At 54.5% G+C, this 17124-nt stretch carries 13 protein-coding genes; 2 read left to right on the top strand and 11 right to left on the bottom strand.

Annotation, left to right across the window (positions count from 1 at the left end; all coding sequences use genetic code 11):
• Positions 1–2: 2 nt before the first annotated feature.
• Both EXE44_RS20145 and EXE44_RS03265 read right to left on the bottom strand, forming a co-directional pair.
• Entirely contained in the window at positions 3–1073 is a 1071-nt protein-coding gene (locus EXE44_RS20145; RefSeq protein WP_241991786.1) for a CBASS oligonucleotide cyclase, read from the bottom strand.
• A complete protein-coding gene (locus EXE44_RS03265) occupies positions 1066–1815 on the bottom strand; it encodes a hypothetical protein (RefSeq protein WP_137706842.1) in 750 nt (249 codons plus the stop codon). Before EXE44_RS03265 ends, EXE44_RS20145 begins: the two co-directional genes overlap by 8 nt.
• Positions 1816–2090: 275 nt before the next feature.
• Here EXE44_RS03265 and EXE44_RS03260 point away from each other — a divergent pair, with 275 nt between their 5' ends.
• Entirely contained in the window at positions 2091–2975 is an 885-nt protein-coding gene (locus EXE44_RS03260; protein ID WP_137706843.1) for a DUF6293 family protein, read from the top strand.
• Between the two features lie 26 nt (positions 2976–3001).
• Here the strand turns inward: EXE44_RS03260 and EXE44_RS03255 are convergent, their stop codons facing one another.
• From EXE44_RS03255 to EXE44_RS03235, 5 genes are all read right to left on the bottom strand, one after another.
• The gene (locus tag EXE44_RS03255) at positions 3002–3997 is read right to left on the bottom strand and encodes a hypothetical protein (protein ID WP_137715940.1); all 996 of its coding nucleotides are present in this window, start codon (positions 3995–3997) and stop codon (positions 3002–3004) included.
• Between the two features lie 89 nt (positions 3998–4086).
• The gene (locus tag EXE44_RS03250; RefSeq protein WP_137715939.1) at positions 4087–7920 is read right to left on the bottom strand and encodes a hypothetical protein; all 3834 of its coding nucleotides are present in this window, start codon (positions 7918–7920) and stop codon (positions 4087–4089) included.
• Positions 7917–8537, bottom strand: a complete 621-nt coding sequence (locus EXE44_RS03245; RefSeq protein WP_137694979.1) for a BREX protein BrxB domain-containing protein — start codon at positions 8535–8537, stop codon at positions 7917–7919. The genes EXE44_RS03250 and EXE44_RS03245 overlap by 4 nt, the downstream gene beginning before the upstream one ends.
• Positions 8534–12280: a hypothetical protein gene (locus EXE44_RS03240; RefSeq protein WP_137716102.1), complete on the bottom strand. Its 3747-nt coding sequence runs from the start codon at positions 12278–12280 to the stop codon at positions 8534–8536. The genes EXE44_RS03245 and EXE44_RS03240 overlap by 4 nt, the downstream gene beginning before the upstream one ends.
• Entirely contained in the window at positions 12280–13119 is an 840-nt protein-coding gene (locus EXE44_RS03235) for a BrxA family protein (RefSeq protein ID WP_137715938.1), read from the bottom strand. Before EXE44_RS03235 ends, EXE44_RS03240 begins: the two co-directional genes overlap by 1 nt.
• A gap of 33 nt (positions 13120–13152) precedes the next feature.
• Here EXE44_RS03235 and EXE44_RS03230 point away from each other — a divergent pair, with 33 nt between their 5' ends.
• Positions 13153–13371, top strand: a complete 219-nt coding sequence (locus EXE44_RS03230; RefSeq protein WP_199233664.1) for a hypothetical protein — start codon at positions 13153–13155, stop codon at positions 13369–13371.
• A gap of 149 nt (positions 13372–13520) precedes the next feature.
• Here the strand turns inward: EXE44_RS03230 and EXE44_RS03225 are convergent, their stop codons facing one another.
• The 4 genes from EXE44_RS03225 to EXE44_RS03210 all read right to left on the bottom strand — a co-directional run bounded on the left by EXE44_RS03225 (position 13521) and on the right by EXE44_RS03210 (position 17094).
• On the bottom strand, positions 13521–14042 hold the full coding sequence (locus EXE44_RS03225) for a tyrosine-type recombinase/integrase (protein ID WP_137715937.1): 522 nt from the start codon (positions 14040–14042) through the stop codon (positions 13521–13523).
• Positions 14035–14379, bottom strand: coding sequence for a hypothetical protein (locus tag EXE44_RS03220; protein ID WP_137715936.1), 345 nt, complete (start codon positions 14377–14379; stop codon positions 14035–14037). Before EXE44_RS03220 ends, EXE44_RS03225 begins: the two co-directional genes overlap by 8 nt.
• Positions 14380–15226: 847 nt before the next feature.
• Positions 15227–16852 (bottom strand): deoxyguanosinetriphosphate triphosphohydrolase family protein, encoded by a 1626-nt coding sequence (locus EXE44_RS03215; protein ID WP_199241176.1) that lies wholly within the window; start codon positions 16850–16852, stop codon positions 15227–15229.
• An 11-nt stretch (positions 16853–16863) separates the two neighbouring features.
• Complete coding sequence (locus tag EXE44_RS03210; protein WP_121563894.1) at positions 16864–17094, bottom strand: hypothetical protein; 231 nt, start codon at positions 17092–17094, stop codon at positions 16864–16866.
• Positions 17095–17124 lie beyond the last annotated feature (30 nt).

Here is a 17124-nt window from a genome sequence, read left to right as displayed (position 1 = left end):
TCTCATTTAAAATCGTCACCGTAGACTTCTCGGTATTTCTCCTTCGCCTCTTGCGTCTTGCCTTCCTGTTTGAGGCGCTCAGCCTCCTCGATCTTCTCACTGGCACGGTACGCTTTTTGAGCGGCCTGCTTCTTCTCCTTCGAACTCATCCCGTTGTCAACCCGCTCTTGATAGACCGGTTCTCGCGTTTCGTCGTTGACGTACTGGGGAAGATTCCGGAAGAAGTTACTCATATGCTCATGAGTAGAGGCACCAGCGGGAGCGTCATTCCGGAAATATTTGTAAGCCATCATCACCATGTGATAGGAGTTCACGGGTTTCCCGTTCTCCTCATTCCACTTCTTAGCTGATACGGCAACTCGCTGGAGATTGCCCCCATTATTTTCGTTAACGGCATTATACATTGACTGGAATTTCCGGGGATTCGTACCCACCCAAGACTGCCCACCGTAGGTGTCAGGGATCGCGTAGCCGTTATTCGGGTCGTCAGCGCCCATCGGTTGGATAGGAGTTTCCATCCCCCCGATGGTTACGGGGTCTGTCGGGCTCTCGGGATTGTGAGTATCGCTGTAACGGAATGCCGGGGTAACCTCTACGGTGAAGTCACTGAACTTCACTGCCACCACGTTTCTGTCGATGCGAACCTCTTGGTTCGGGTACTTTTGTTCCAACCGTCTTTTGACAGCACGAAGCGCGTTCTGTGGACCGTTACGAGAAGTGGCCCATTGACCGTGTTCGTCCGCATCGAGGACGATCATTACATCGATGTCGCAGTCCTCGTCGAGTGGTCCGGTCATCGTCCCTTGCATCACTGAACCGTAGATATGGTCTTCTTCAATCGACAGACCTTCTTCCTTCAAATTGTCAACGACGTTTTCACGTCGCTGCTGCATGTCCTTGGCCTGCTTGTCGGTTATCTGGGCTTCCTCAGCGTATTCTTGATGTGATTCTTCGATTTCACGTTCCGCATCCCTTGATGAGTCACCAACGTCAGAATTATTTGAGTTGGCTGGTGATCGATTACTCCCATCACCACCTTGCTGGTACTCTCCGACAGTTCGGGTGTTACCCATGAGCTACCACCTCGCTGGGGGATGGGGAGAAGGATCCTAACGTCGTTTGCCCGGCCCCCAGAACCGTCTCCTCTACGTCTTGTCTCCACTGGAGATACTGGGATTGTGCAGTACCCATTGGTACGTCTCGCAGGTCGGACTTTCTGATCCACCGTTGACCAGCAGCTGCAACAACTTCCGGCGGCATCTTGGACAGGCCGTCTCTTGCTTGGAGGCCGATGAGTAGTACCCCGTCAACACCGAGTTCGTCGATGACCTCTCGGACATCCTCGTTGAGCTTGTTGATACCGTTCCCCATTTTCCCCCCGAAGTATTGAGCACCGTAGTAGGCGCAGTACGGTAAATCAAGCTCCCGGAGGGTTTCGTAACAAATTGCTCGCTCTTCAGTGGTGTATCCCTTAACAAGCGGGATAATCTGGATCGACGTGGACAGAAGTTTGTCGTGCATCCAGCGAGTTCCGTCCATCATCTTCTTGATATTAGATTTGCGCTGGGCCTTCTCCATATCCCCGTAAACCGGATAGTCCGTAGGGATGTGGAAGTCTGAACCAAAAGCCTGTACGGCATTTCGTTCCCGAGTCCACCGAAGTTCTTTGAGGTCGTCGTCGTGGATGATACCGCCAGTGATTACAGAGAACCGTTCAGGGATATACGTAGTTCGGACCTCGCCACGGTGACGCAGCAGTGTCTCTACGTCAGTTATTTTCATCATGACGGCGTCTGAATATGGGAAGCTATCCATGAATCTCTCGTGGGCCCGCTGTGGTTGAACGCGACGAATGAGTCCTCTCGGCCATTCTGCGCTACCTCGGGATCCCTGGTGTTTTTCATTGGGGATCATTCTTGGATTTAAATCTGGGCTGCTGGTTGACGATAGTTACTACGTCACACGGGAAAATAAACGCTTCGCTGCTCAAGGTATCCTACGAACAAAATAAATTCTCGAAGACGGTCGTTGGAAATCCATTTATTTAGGAGCGGTCACGACAAAGAACGTTACAAGGGGTACTAGATAGCATGGGAAAATCCGTTCATCTAATTCCAGTTGGTTTCGACTTCCAGCGACTTGTTCAACCGATCAGCCAGGGAACGCTCGAAGCAGACGAGGTTTATTTGTTATACTCGTCTCGAAAGTCAAGCGATGAGGAAGCCCAGAAGCTCGCTGAGCGGATGGTTGAACGGCTGGAAGAGACGTTCGGAACGATACTCGGAAAGAAGGTAGAACGGCTCTCAGTCGGGAATATCTTCGAATTTGAAGAAGCGTATCCGCTGGCGTATGAGATGATACAAGATCAAGTAGAACAAGGCAACGAGGTCTGGGTCAATATTTCATCAATGCCGCGTACTATTGCCTTTGCTTTCGCCAGTGCTGCGAATTCTCTTATTATTGAAGAACCGGAACTACGCGACAGCGTCCACACCTATTACGTGTCTCCTGAGGAGTACCTCGTCACTCAAATGATTAAGGAGCTACGAACTGAACGTGAGTTCCTCCAAAACTTGGACGTCAGCGATTCTGAAGTGAAGGAACGCCAGCAGCGTATTAGTGATTTAATTGATGAGATTGACCAAAACGGGGTCACGAAAGGCGCCAAGAAGATGAACGGGGGCATACACGTGGAGTTCCCCACAGTTCCCGCCGCTGATTTACACGATTTTGAGAAGACTGTCCTCCGCTTCCTGTACGACGCCGGTGCTGTAGAATCTACATCCGAACTAGCCAGAGAACTTGCTGCCGAGTTAGACGAAGAGGTAGATGGCGGTTCTTTCAAGAGTAAAGTACAGTACAACGTTCAGAAACTCGAAGAAAAGGGGTTCGTCAACCGACATCAGGTCGGGAATCGAACAGAAACAGCGCTTGGAACTATGGGCGAACTCTGGGTAGAAACCCATCCCAAGTGAAGACCACCTAAAGGAAGGCGCAGTCACTAATCCTCTAACTCAGTTGTATTCCTTGGGTTTTCTCGAAGCGTTGACAACGAAACGTACCGGTGTCCTTGTACGAACGCGACTGTTCGGTTCGAGTCACTGGCTGTCTTGTCATTCTGAACGGCCCGGTTCAGTTTGAGGTCAGGTTTGAGGAACAGGACCTTCTGCGTGTCTCCATACCGCTCTGACCCGTTCTGTCGCATCCTCTTGACCGACTCGAGCAACGACTGCTCCTGGCGGTGGGAGAGTTCGGGATGGTCCTCAACCGTATCCTCGTCCAAGGTGATGCTCTCGATACTTCCAGTTACCCGCGGGACTTTGGCCTTGATCTCGCCGTCCTTGTAGAACGCGAGGTGCGACACCGGTTTGAACGAACGGTTGGGCTGACAGAAGTAGTGGTCGTAGGTGTGGTATTCGTCCCATGCCCGTCGTGCAGCCACGACTAAGACACGATCTTCTTTCCCGCTCACGAGTTCCTCGTCGTAAATAAACCGCATAAGCTCACGCAGCAGAAACGCCTCGCGCTCGGTCGGTACGTACATGCTTGCCTCGGCATTCCCGACATCGCGTTCGAGCACCGATTCGAGGGTGCCGACCAGCGTATCGAAACTCGCCCATACGAGGCGGTCATCGTCGATTGCCTGGACTTCATTGGGAACGCGCTCGTCGGGTGTGAGCACGATCAAGCGCTGAAGGTCTGATGGGTCCTGATCGAGAGCCTTGAGATGGTCCTCGAGCTGGCTTTGCCGGACGGCGTTTGGGCTCGTCTTTGTTTCGAACCAAAGGGCCGTCGACCCACGAATAGCCGCGTCTGGGACAGATTCCACGCCGGTCACCTGGTTGTCGAATGCGACGAGTGAGAGGTCAGATTCATCGACTAGTGCCTCGAGGATGTCCTCGCCCAGACGACTGTTGACGTGTTCGAGCACCGCAAGTAATGTCGACGTCACGCGGTTCTCTCCCTGCGTATACGTCGAGAAGAGCGGGTTCGTCATGCTGGCTGATTATTCATACCCAGCACTAAGTCGTTTCCTGCGAATCCCTGTCCCGAATCTATAGACACTTACACGAGCGAGGAGGAAAGTTACCCGGGATGGTCCTCGATTATTACGATGCTATCTTCGTCGAGGGAGTCCAACCGTTCGTTCACTGAACGGAGACGGTCAAGCAAGTCGTTCGCTTCCCGTAGCAGTTCTTCCGCTCGCTCTTCACCCGGCCGATCGTCAGCATCGACAATTCTCGTCACTGTCTGTGTGATGTCGGCGTTCGGGAGCTCTTCCCGCAGTTCATCCGCCGCGTACTTGAGGCGCTCCCACGTGTCTGTACCGGAAATCGGGTCTTTGGCCTCCTCGATCAGGTCATCGACGCGAGTCGGCGTCGGCGGCGTCGACGATGTCAACACCGCGTCGACAGATTCCCGTGTCAGCGTTTCTGGATGCTCAGAGCGGAGTTCTCTGGCAGCGTCCTCAAGCTGTGACCAGAGACTTTCGCCGTCCGAATCGTCGAACAATTCACGAACGGTCGCATAGGCCTCGGCCTGCTGGACAACTGCGGTATCGACGACAGTGCGCTCCGATAGTGGCTCGCCGTCCCACGCGGTCTCGAATAGTGTTGTGAGGTCGTCGAGGTCAACGTCGGAAAACTCGGCCGTAGCTGCGTCGACGGTTCCTCGAACGTCCTCCTCGTTCGACCGAAGCCACACCTTCAGATCGTCGCAGATGGCGTCAGGGGCAGACTCAGTGGTGGAGTTACCCGTAATCCGACGATACTGCGCCGACGTTTCATCGACGCGGTGGCCCTTTGCGTCCCGAAGCCGTGACTCGACCGTCGTAACACTGGGGACAGTATTGCTTTCTGCTGTCGCTCGCATGCTGGTGGTGACCGACGCGTTCGGATAGAGCGATGTCATTGTGTCCAGTTCGTTGCTAAAGCGTTCCCAGAGCGACTTCCCACCCTCTTCGACGCCGAAGAGCTCGCGAGTGTCCGCGAAGGTCTCTGCCTCCTCAAGTACCGCGTCAAGATCGTCTTCACTTCCCAAGTCGGACGTGGACAGTTTGCCACCACCGAGAGCCGGCTCAATTGTCGCCTCGAACGAATCGAGCGTTACGTCGAACTCTCTGTTCGCTCCCTTCAGCGTGCGTTTGACGGTCACGCTGTTCTCATCGACCCACTGTCCGAGTTCACTCAGCCATTCGTCCGGTCCGTCGCCCTCCGGCTCCTCCCCGAGTACCGTAGTGACGAATTCCTTCACCGTCTTCGGGTCGATAATCTCGACGCCGAACCGAACCTGAAGTGACGTCAGTCCACCCTTGGTCCGCACCTGCCGACCGACTGCGGCAGGGTCAGTCACGTACTCGGTGTCCTGCTTGAGTGCGACAGACTCGTTAGAGGTTGCGAGCGAAATGAGGAGCGCTGCGATCGACTCCTGGGGTGTCCCACGGTAATCGCCGTTCGCAGTCTGAGTTTGCTGGAGCAGTGTCTCGACATCGACCGACTTCTGTGACTCGTACCTGTCGATGAACTCGCGACACCAGCCGGTGTCTGCGATTTCGGCAGTGGTGGTGTCGACGCCAAGCATGGCGGCGTCCGCGCCCGAGAGCGGCCATTCTCCGCTGCCGCGGAAGAACTTCGCCATCTCCTTCGCGTCGTCGACCTCGACGAGCGGCCGTGAGAGCGTCTTCCGAGAGGACCCGAACACGGCGTCGACCTGGTCTTGGACGACATCGTCGAGCACGCTGGAGCGTGCGCCACGGTGTTCCTGGACTGTGTACACCGATGCGTCCTCGAGGATTTCGGTAACCGATGTTTCGAGGCGGCGCTTGTCAGTTCGGTGTTCGCGCTCAAGATCCTCGTGAGACTCGGTCTCCTCGTCCAACACCTGCCCCATCCCGATGACGTTGCGAATCCGCTCGAGCATGGTCTCGGGCACGTCGATGGTGATCAGGACGTGTTCGCCACCATCCGGGCCGTCGTTCACATCCTGCCATGTCTCGACCTGTTCAGAGACGGTGTCGTGTTCGTCAGCCAGCACACGAACGCGTAGCGCATCGTACTCCGGGGACGGCGCTCGGTCGACCGGTTCGAGGATCGAGTAGTCGTACCGCAGTGGGACGAGGCGTTCGTCGCCGACGTCGGCCTCGTGACGGCTCCCGTCGCTGCGGAAGAAGTCGTCGCTCTCGCGCAGTCGGGTCTCTAACCACGCCGACAGCTGGTGCGGTGAAATCTTCGCGGCCTTGTCCTGCGCGCGGCTGAGGATGCTCTCCTGCTCCTCAGAAACGAGTGTGTACACTTCGTCGCCCTGGTCGTTCGTCTCGGTGAGGGCCTTCTGCTTGTCGACAAGCGTCTCTAGCCCTGACTCGGTTCGCTCGACGACTTCGTCGACGGACGCGGTGACGTCGTCGATCATCAATCGACCGAGGTTTTCTGGCGTAGAGGGGACAGCAGGCGTCTGGTTCAGGAGATAGAGTCCTTTCGCGAGGCGCACTTCCCAGGCGGCTTCGTCGCCGTCGAACGTCGGGACGAGCGTGTTGTCGATCATCTCTTGGACCCACAGCGGAAGGTACGTAGTCTCCTCGACCAGCAGGTCGAAGAGGACGTCCCACGTGACGAGCGACCCCGCCTCCTTCGACGCCCACCCGAACTTGGTGAACAGCGACCTGACCAGAACGAGCAACGCTCGCCCTTGGATATAGTCTCGGTCGGTTGACCGTCCCTGCGTAATGAGTTCCTGCATTACCGTTCGCAGGAGTGACAGGTCGTACTCGCGGAACGGATAGGACTCGATCGGGTCCGGGTCCGCACTCGTCACCGAGGAGTACGAATGAAGTGAGAGGTCGGGCATCGACGCCACCATCGACTCGACACGCTCTCTGCCCTCGGGATCGGATTTCTGGAGCCACCGTTTTCGAACGATGATCTCCGTGTCTGCCCCTTCGAGCGGAACCTGTTGGTGTGTCCAGTGGTCCTCGGGCGGCTCACCGATGAGGCTCTCACGCGTATCCGGGAGTGAATACTGACCGGTGGTGACGACCACCGGGTTCGGGCCACGCTGGAGCGCTTCCATCGTCTCTTCGAACTCCCGGTAGCGATGACGGCTGTCCCCGACGAAAAGCGCAACCTCGTCGAGACCCAGCAGCAACTCGGTCTGCTTGCGCCCGCCGTTTAGGGCGTCAATCGCAGTCTCGACCCGCGCGACGAGATCCTCGGGGTCGAACGCTTCGGGCTCGACGTCCTCTTCCGCAGTTTCGATTGAGGACTTCACGCCCGAAGGAGTGTTGAGCTCTGTACCGGACGTCTCTGGCATCGCCGGCAACGCGTCGTAGAGCCAACTGCGTAGCGAGGCCCGTTCGGAGAGTACATCCTCGAACGTCTTTCCGTCGTGCTCGAAGTTCTGAAGCGACTCCCAGACATCGTCGTACTCCATGTCAAGCGTCCATGCCCACTCGAGCAGCCAGTTCGGATCAGTTGGATACCCGAGTTCACGGCCGATCGCCTCAAATATGAGGAACGGCAGCGGGGGCTCTTTCGATGCGTCGCGGTCGAGCAGGTTGAGGAAGACCGGCTTGAGGCGGTCGACGTGCGAGTCGGTGATAGACCGCTGAAGCTCATCGAACCCGGGCCACTGCTCGGCCAGCCTGTCACCCAGGTAGGCGAATTCCGATTCGTCGTCAGCAAGGAGGCCGACTAGCTTCAGGAGGTGAGTCTTCCCTGAGCCGAACGTCGCGTGGATGTAGAGAAACCGTGCGGCCTCACCGGGATGTGTCTTGATAGTCTCGCCGAGTTCCGTGAGAACCCGCTCGGCACTATCCGTTTCGTAGAACTCTCGGACGTCGGTTTCGGCCCGTTCTCGGGCGTTGACTTTCTGTACTTCTTCGAGTTGTCGAGTCGGATCGCTGTGGAAGAGCTCGTCGATAGTCATTGGAGATGCACCCCTTGGATCTGCCCGTCAATCTGGTGGGCTGGGTAGTAGTGCCGCGATTCGCCACCGAAGAAACTCAATTTTCCACCGACGACGTCCCCAGGGAACGGGATGCCGATCGTGGACTTGACGTTCCGCCGGTCGAGTTCGTCGAGCAGTTCCGACGCGCGAGTGAATGGATACAGACTGCCGAGGTTAAGCAGGAGCACCACGTGGCTCTGGGTCTCCAGTTGTTCTTCGCTAAGCTCGTGCTCGACCATCTGTTGAACGAGTTCCTCGGCGAGCTGATCTTGCATTGTCCCCTCGATACGCTCGCCTGGCGACGTATCGTCGTCGAGGTCGGCTAATGGATCGCCCAGATCGACGAGGAGTTTGTACACGTCAGTCTGGGGAAGGAGTTCGTCGAGCCAGATTGGCTGAACAGTAACTGCGTCTGGGATCTCTGGTGATTCCATCTGACCATCCGACCAGGTTTCCAGACGGTCTGCTACCCGATGTTCGACCGCTGGCTCGACGGCAGCGATAACGAACGGATTGCGAATACCGTGCTGCCCCTGGGCGAACGTACGCAGTTTCTCTTTAAATTCGCGGTACGGCGACGAACTGCCTTGGCTCATCGAATAATCACCCCTTCGTCTGTCTCCTCGATCTCAAGGTCTTGCTGTTCAACAAGACGCTCTATACGACGATTCAGTTTCTGCCGATCGTCAGGTACGATTCCGATCTGGTCGACCTTGTCGGGCGTTCGATTACCAACAATCGACGACAGTTCGTCGAGCCGGGAACCCAACTCAGTCGGAGTATATCCGACGGCGTCGGCGAGGGGTTCTAACTGCGCCACGTCGTCCGTTACTCCGATCACCTCGTCTGAATCTGCATCACTCAACAGCGTCGCGATGGCGTCCTCGATCGTTTCGTACCACTGCTGGAGATGGCGCATTGGCGTGATGTATTCGCCCTCGAAGGCGATATGGACGCCTGCTGGGAGATCGGTAGCCGGGAGTACCCAGGGATGCTCTTCGATACGGTTGACCAGTTCACCTAAGCCACGTTCGTCAACGAACGTGTTCCATGACCGGTCAAGTTCGGGAACAAGATCAGGAACTAATTTTCCGGACAGCGTACTCCACCCGTCGGTCGTCCACCACTCACCGTCGAACGACGATACCGCGGACGAGCGAGATTCGATGGCAGATTGAGCGTCCTCGTCAACCCAGTTGAACCGATGGTTCCCGATTGTTAGTACCGCGTCAAGCTGTTGTAGCGTCGAAAGACGCCGGTTCCAGACATCTATCACCTCTTCGACCCACTCCTGTGTATCGTTCGTCCGGTCGATAACGCCCTCGATACCGTCGTCTTGTGATTTAACGGTTGAGATGCGGTCATCGGTCGCCTCGATTCGCTCGGTCAGCTCGTCAGCAAACGTAGTGAGTAGTTCGGCGACTTCGTCGGTTCGAACGTCCGTGTCGACGACCAGTGCGACGTCTTCACGAAGGCCGGTAAGCTTCGAGCGAATTTGCTGGTTGGCTTCTTGGAGGTGGATGAGGCCGTCTGCGACCGTTTCGATCGTCTTTTTGAAACCACCCTCTTCCAGAACATCTGCGGGTGACTTCCATTTGAGTAATTTGAGCCGCGTCGTCGAGAGACTGTCGAGGTCAAGAACAGCGTTGTCTTCCAGCGTATTTCCGTCTTCGTTAACCGGGAGTAGTCGTCCTTTACGACAGAATCCCCAGATGATCGCACAGAGAGCAGGCCGTGCCTCGTCGTAGAACGGCTTCTGGTCGACGATCCCGTCGAGGACGGTGTTCATGTTGAGTCCCTCATCACGGTCTTTGAGTTGTCGACCGGTGAGAGACATGACGTTTCGCTGGATAGTCTGTTTACTTTGGTCCCCATTCTGATTCAACGAGGGGACCTGAATCGTTCGGGCCCACGTGGGTAGTGGTGTATCGCTGTCGAGTTCGCTTAGCTCGCGCAGTCGACTCTCATCGACTTGGAGCATCATTGGATGGAAGTCGTCAGGGAAGGCGACATCGACCGTGGCCTGAACTGCTTTCGAAAGGCCGCCGATGTCCGTCCGATCTTTCACATTGTACGAGCCGCTCATCATCGCGCTGGTCAGCTTACTGCGGACTGCATCTGCGCGCTGTTCGAGGTCACGCTCAACCGCCTTTGGTGCGTCTCGAGTCGCAATTGCGTCACGAAGCGCCCACCACTCGATCAGTCGTTTTCGTAGGTCTTGGAGACCATCAGTGTCTATCTCCCAGTACAGCGTGTCCTTATCGGTTTGTTCGGAATCTGTGTCAGGCCGAACGCCCTGAATAGCGATCTCAATATCTAGACCGCCCTCAGACAACCTGCTTGTCTCGAACGTCGTTCCGTCGAGTTCGAAATGATACGAAACGGGGTACTCGTCGCCAGACTCACCGTACGGAACTGACTCAGGAAGAGGTAGGTCTTGGGTGATACGCTCCCAGAGGTGCTCGTCTAGCGTTTCGACGACATCGTCCCAGTCTGGGTCTGACTCGTTCTCCTCGGTATCGTCGTAGATGAGGCGCTCTTCTTGCGTTGCGAACCGATAGCGGGGTCCGCTCTCGTCTTGCGTCGGTCGGATGAACTTCTGAAGCCGGTCTAGTGATTCTTCAACGCGATTGGTTGTACTGATCCAGGATTGGCCATTCAGGTCGTCCATGACGGCGACTGCGATGTTCCCCTCGTTGAGTGGGACAATTTCGTGAACGTGCTGAAGCAGGAGTACCGCCTTCGCAACATCAAGGTCGAACGGTTGGAGCTCACTCTCTTCGTCGTCTACCTCGTCTGCGATACCAGTCGTCTCGTCAGGACCCTCGACGACCCGCATATCCTGTGAAAGAATTTCGCGCAACTCTGGCTTGATCAACTCGAAAAAGTCGACTAAGGAGACGATGTGGTCTTCTTCGCCTTCATTGACCCAGTCTTTCAGTAGCCCGTGCATGAGCGCAAGGATGGCCCGTGCTGTTCCCGAGAAGATGGACTTCGCTGGGTCGTTCGCCTCTCGACGAAGATTGAATAGAATTTCGAGAAACAGGGGCGCGTGATACGGGAGGAACGGGTAGAATTCGACAAGTTCCTCACTGTCGATCGCGTCAAGCGGCGGCTTCGTGTTCTGCTTGATCTCGTTATAAACGAGGGACTCAGGCGGTTTCACACTGGCATCGTCGAGGACTCGGCGAACTGCGTCTTCACCTGTTTCTGACTTCTGGAAAAGTCTTCGTTTGGCGATGTCACCGACGTGCTTGCTCGGAAGCTGATACCGATGTGGGAACCGGTCTTTGACGATACTGAAGTCAGCGCCGTGCGCCGCGAATTTCGGCTGAACGTCTTCGATTTTCGCCTGTGCGGTTGCGACGAGCTGAATGTCACCATTCCCGATGTCGTCGACGTTCTCCGCAAGCGTCTGAAGCTCAGTCAGACGTTCGAAGTCGGTTCCGATGAAGAGGCTCACTTCGTCGAGAAGAAGAACGAGCTTGACCTGCTCGCCGAGCTCCTCTTCACGGTCTTGCCGGAGAGATTCGAGGCGACTAACGACCTCTTCAGGATCAATATCTGAGGGCTGGAGGTCAGTGTAGCCGTCTCGCGTGCCCGTTACTTCCTCGAACAGGCCTGGAAGCACTACGTCGGAGAGCGCGCTGTATTGCTGGATGTCGGTCCAGATTTCTGACTCCTCCCATTCGTACTGCGGTGATCTCGGGGTCACTCCCTCAACGACTGATGCCGCTCGATCTTGCCGCTCAGACCACGCTTCAGTCGTTTGGTACCAGTCTTCGAAGTACGCGACGTCGAGTTGAGAAGACAATCCGGTGGAGACTCCATCGTCAACCCCTGTGAGGATCGGATTCTGGTGAGCATGCCGAAGAACGATCTCACTGAAACTCCGCTGCTTCTGCCCCTGGTACTTCAGCAGGTTTACCGAGACGGGGATGACGTGGTATTCGGAATGAACGCGTTCCCAACGGCTGCGCAATTCGTTGAGATTGCTCCCTGTCGACGTATCAGGAACAAGATCAGCCCAGACCTCGTCGTAGCGACTCCGGAGCCACTGGGTATCCATCAGTCCGTCGAGGACTGTCAGCAGGTGACTCTTTCCGCTGCCGTAGTAGCCGTAGAGCCAGTAGTTCGACCCCGTGCGCATGTCCTCTGCCTCGTCGAGCAGGCGATTGACGAAGTCTTCAAAGAAGCGTTGAGAATCTTCCGTGACGTGGTATGACTCTATAGCTTGTCGCCTGTGCCGGTTTTCCTCAGCTGACTGCTCTTCGCGGTCGATGCGTACTGATTCTTCGAAATCCTCAGGCAGGTCTTCGAACCAAGTTGGGCCAACCATCATTCAGCACCCCTTTCAGAGATCCATGCGTACGGTTCGTCAGTAGGCCGCAGTTGGAGGCTTCCGTGGAGTTCGACGTACTCCCAGGCGTCCGTTCTAGCCACTCTATCGTAGAGCTCTTCCCACCGATCGCTCGGTTGGAACAGGTACTGGAGGCCGACCGGCGACTCAAACCACTCGTCACCACCCTCCTCGTACGAGTAATCCATCGCAACGAGGAGTGGTACATCTCCAAGGGATGGTGGATCACCGACGACAGTTTGCTGATCTTCAAGGACACCGATCTCACGCATGACTGATCGGACGCCTTCACACCAACGTTCCGTGGTGGAGTCAGCGTAGTCGAAAGCGGACCCATCAGAGTATTCAAATTGGTCAAGCACAGTAGTGAGTGCCTCGTTCGAGAAGTCAAGGGCGTCTGTAGAATTTACAAAAAGTCGCTGTACGTACTCGTGGATGACATAGCGGACAAGCACATCGTCCCCGACGAGATACGGGTAGAGAACTTGCGCTTTGTCCTGTGGCGTTGAGCAGGTATCCAATACTGTAGGTAGGTCACGCGGGTTGGGAAGGCTGGCAGGAGCGTTTTTGAATCGCGATGCGAGAACCCGGTAGATTTTCTGTGAACTGCCTCGTGTACTGCGGTTGGCACGGCGTTCGTCGAACCAGATTTCCTTAACCTGGTTCCAATTCCCGTGTTTATTATAGATTTGAGCGATTTCTTCGGCTCGCTCAACGAGAAGACCACACATGGTCAAGTCCATGTTGACCTCATCGTGAGAGAATCGGTTAGAGAGCGACGGCGGTTGTGTTCTCCCGCCGTCAGGAATAGTGTTCATACAATTTTGAAATCAGTCAACCTACTTTACTATTTGTCATCCGTTGATCCGGGAGACCGAATTGAAAAAGCGGACACTGCGCTCGCAGCCGTGGCGACAGAGTACATTGACGCCGGTGACGTCGAGTTTGCGTATATTGTGGCGACTGACATGGACGCCGGCGAAGGTATTGTTTCGGCGCTCTCACGGAAAGGGTTCGATGGGCGCGTTCAGCTCAAAAATGGGTTCGAGTTGATCGAAGAGATTATTTGACCCGTCACAGGTCGTCGAAGCAGACTCCCTGCTGTCCCCTTAGTTCTGAGGACCGAAACCGATGCTGTCCAGCGATTCACAAGAACACAAATTTCCTACTGTCGTACTTTATACGCCAAAATACTGAGGAACACCAGCAGCGAGGCGGGCTAATATAACCCGCTGCGGATCTTCTCTTCAGCGACCCCGTAACCGTCCACGGGTACTAGATCCAACTTTGAAGGGGTATGCCCCAGAAGTTGGCGAATCTCAGACTGTGGAACCCCGAGCTGAAGCAGGCGCGTTGTGAATGTCGATCGAAGTGCTTGAGGGGTGATGTTCTCGGAAAGACAGTCTTCACTGACTGATTTGACTCGGTTCGTCACCGTCGAGCGGGTGATCCCAACCTCACTTCGCGTTGCGAAGAACTCCTCGAACCGTTCGACCCCTTCTTCGGACAGCGGAATCGATCTCACCCGGGACCTAATGCCTTTAACTGCATCTTCCGGGACTTGGAGCATTCGCTCTCCGCTGTCGAGCCATTCACAACTCAAGCGACTGAACTCACTGCCGCGCAGTCCAGTGTGGCCGAGGGCGTATACGGTGAATCCGTGGCGGTTTGATTTCTCTTCTGCGGTGTTAAGCAGTTTGTTGTACTTTGATGCTGACAGCGGTGTGGGTTCTTTATTCATCTTCACTGAACACTAGGTCGTACAAGTTTGTTCCTTGTGGGCCTCGAGCGTATTGCTTGAGGAACTTGAGGCCGTCTTCCGCTGCTACTTGCCCTTCTTGAAAGATAGGAATCTCAAATGGGCTCCCTGTTCCCTGGGACTCGAGGTGTACGATTGCCTGTATCTGGTCTCTTGCGAACTGAACATGCTTTTGAACATCCAGCGAACCCAGGTAAGAGAGGTTAGCGTGATTCTTGATGACGAGTCCACTCTGTTCAAGCAGAAACTCTTTCGCTGCTACAATGCTATGAGCATCTTCTATCTCGCTGAGGCTGCGGACGTAGTCTTCCAACTCCATTCTACCGTGGTTTTGTGACTTTGGTTTTGACATAGATCGCTCTACGCGGGTTCTGCGACTTTCGTCTCAGATGGCTCATTTCGCTATAGATTGGCGAACTCTACTACCTGACTTCGCTGCGAGTGATTTTTAGAGAGTTTAGTAAAACGCTTTTTGGTGGTTAAAATGGGCAAATAATCGCTCCTCTTGACTTTATTTAAAGAACATATATAGATTTTCGATCGTCGGAATAGAATGCCATGAATTATCTCTTTTAGAATTGAATAAATACCTCGTAAACCCTCGCCACAAAATAAAAACCGGATTTACCTATAATAAATCTAATAAACGAAGTGTTCTCTCTTAGAGACTGTAATTCAATTGTCCGTCGTGGACAATTGAACCCAGTAACGCCTCCCTTGGCCAACACTTGGCAAAAATAATACCAATCTACCGACCGGACCTTCTCACGTGTTCCCGCGCGATAAAGAAAAAGATCCAGAATGGTGTCCCAACTGTGAAGAAAAATCAGCTCGAGTTGCATGGTCTGACGACAAAGATTGGTCGCTCACGGCTACCTTTGCTGACCTAGACGATGGGGAGAGTATTTCGATGAGGCGGTACTGTCGACAGTGTGGCTGGGACGAAAAACGCCGTTTCACAACCACTATAGATTCAAATGACAGTCTAGGAAGCGATGAAAGTCAGTAAGATATGCCCACTATTGAGAGCATATTCGACCAGGGGGGAGACGCATAGATCATCTAATTACGATTCGGCGTCACGTAACGACGAGACGCACCTGAAGATGATCGACGTCGATACCTCGCTGGCTAAATTTAGAAATAAATAGCGCTTTGGAAGACCTCTATTGCCGCATAATCGTGTCTTGGAGGGATCCGGGCCGTGCTCCTGACATTCGTTCATACATTTCTATGGCCTGTGTCTCAGTCATGTTTGAGATCATGTCGGCTACGATGCGTGCCCGTGCAGTATCGTCGTCCTCGTCGGTATCATTCAATCGTTCACGATATGGTTCCAGTATTGCTGACGTGTCAACCGATTTTGGTGCCGCTTCGTCGTACAACAGTTCGAACAACTCGTCGATGACCTGAATCTGTCCTTTCTGCTGTCCTCTGAGAGTTGGATTACTGATGACGTAGTAGAAGGTCAGCTGTTTTAGAATCTCAATCTCTTGTCGTAGATCGTTGTCCACGAGCAGTGTCGGATTACCATCTTCGTCATGCTCACCAAGTTCGACGTATTCTCTGTCTCCGGGATCATCTTCAGTCGCCTCCAGATACCAACTGATCATGGACGACGAAAACTCGTTCAGGAGGTTACGTTCCGACTGGGTCCCCTCGTATGGCGTGTAGAACTCTTCGACGACCGTCGCAAAATCGCGAAGTTCAACGAAGAAAGAGAGGACATCCTCAATCGACGCTTCGACATTGGTGTCGTCGTTAATGTACTGGCCGAAATCGTGGAGTTTCATGTCGTACGACTTGGCATAGGATCGGAGCAATTCGGTGTGCTGCCCAATGTCGTCGTCTTCACCAAAGTCGTCTGGGAGCTGATTGCGGAGTTCTCCTGCCTCACGCAGCAATTGGTCGAAGGGGAGCAGCCCACTTCGGTAAAAATCCTCCACGTCATGAATCGCATACGTCAGGTCATCCGCGTAATCCATTATTTCCGCCTCAAGGATCTTGTTCCGGCCGTCGGCGGTCCCAGCTCGCGCGAACTCGAAATACCCCTCTTCCGACGGATAGTATCCCCACTTGTCGTCTGTGTCTTCGTCCGTTTTAGCATCTGCCGCTCTTGACCAAGGATACTTTTGTATGGCGTTGAGAGTCGCCCTAGTCAGGTCAATACCTTCGATACCTGAGCGATGGGATCCCAAGCGAGTCACGGCACGGAACGACTGTGCATTCCCCTCGAACCCCTGAATCTTTGATTCGTCTTGTTCCTCACTATCGTGGTCTCTGTTGGTCTCCCCCTCTTCACCATTTCTTCCGTCACCTTCCGTGTCTTCAAAGTTTTCCTCTACTCCATCCTCTCCCGACTTTTCGCGCACCTTGTCGTCAAGAAGCTCTTCAATCTCGTGACCGAACGGTGGGTGACCGATGTCATGAGCCAGAGACGCTGTCTCGACAACTTCAGGGTCGAGATAATTATCGAGATTCTCGAACTCGGCGTCATAGAATTTCTCAAGCAGTTCAGCGAGCCTACGCCCAACCTGTGCGACCTTCAGTGAGTGAGTCAATCGGTCGTGATACAGATATGACTCGCCTGCGCGAGCGACCTGCGTGACATCCTTGAGCCGACGGAATTCTCGACTGTACAGGATTCGGTCCCTGTCTCGCTCGAATGGACGCCTTTGATCTTCCGTATCGCGATCTACACTCTTTTCTGACTCTTTTTCTGGATCATACCCGGAACTCAAATCTTGATCGAGATCTGAGGGGCGGCGATCACGTGGAAAATCCGCTGTCATCTAAAACGATGCTATGCGGTCGCAGAAACGTCACTTGCAAGCTTATATTTGAAACCAGGAGTGGTCGAGATCATCCCCTCGTCGATCATCGTCCGGAGAACCTGCTTCGCTTCTCTCCGGCTCTCAACGGAAGTTTCGTTGAGTAAATAGTCGATGCTCACAGCCTCGCCTCGATCAGAGAGCTTCTCGATGAATTCCGATCTCAGGCTTTCCTGTGAGGCCGCTCTTTCTCTGGCACTCATCACACACCGACTTTCTGACCGACTACACTT

Origin of the sequence: Halorubrum sp. SS7 (assembly GCF_005435055.1) — an archaeon.
Classification (GTDB): domain Archaea; phylum Halobacteriota; class Halobacteria; order Halobacteriales; family Haloferacaceae; genus Halorubrum; species Halorubrum salinarum.
The sequence above is the reverse complement of the archived record's forward strand: the minus strand, read 5'-3'. Positions and strand labels throughout refer to the sequence as shown.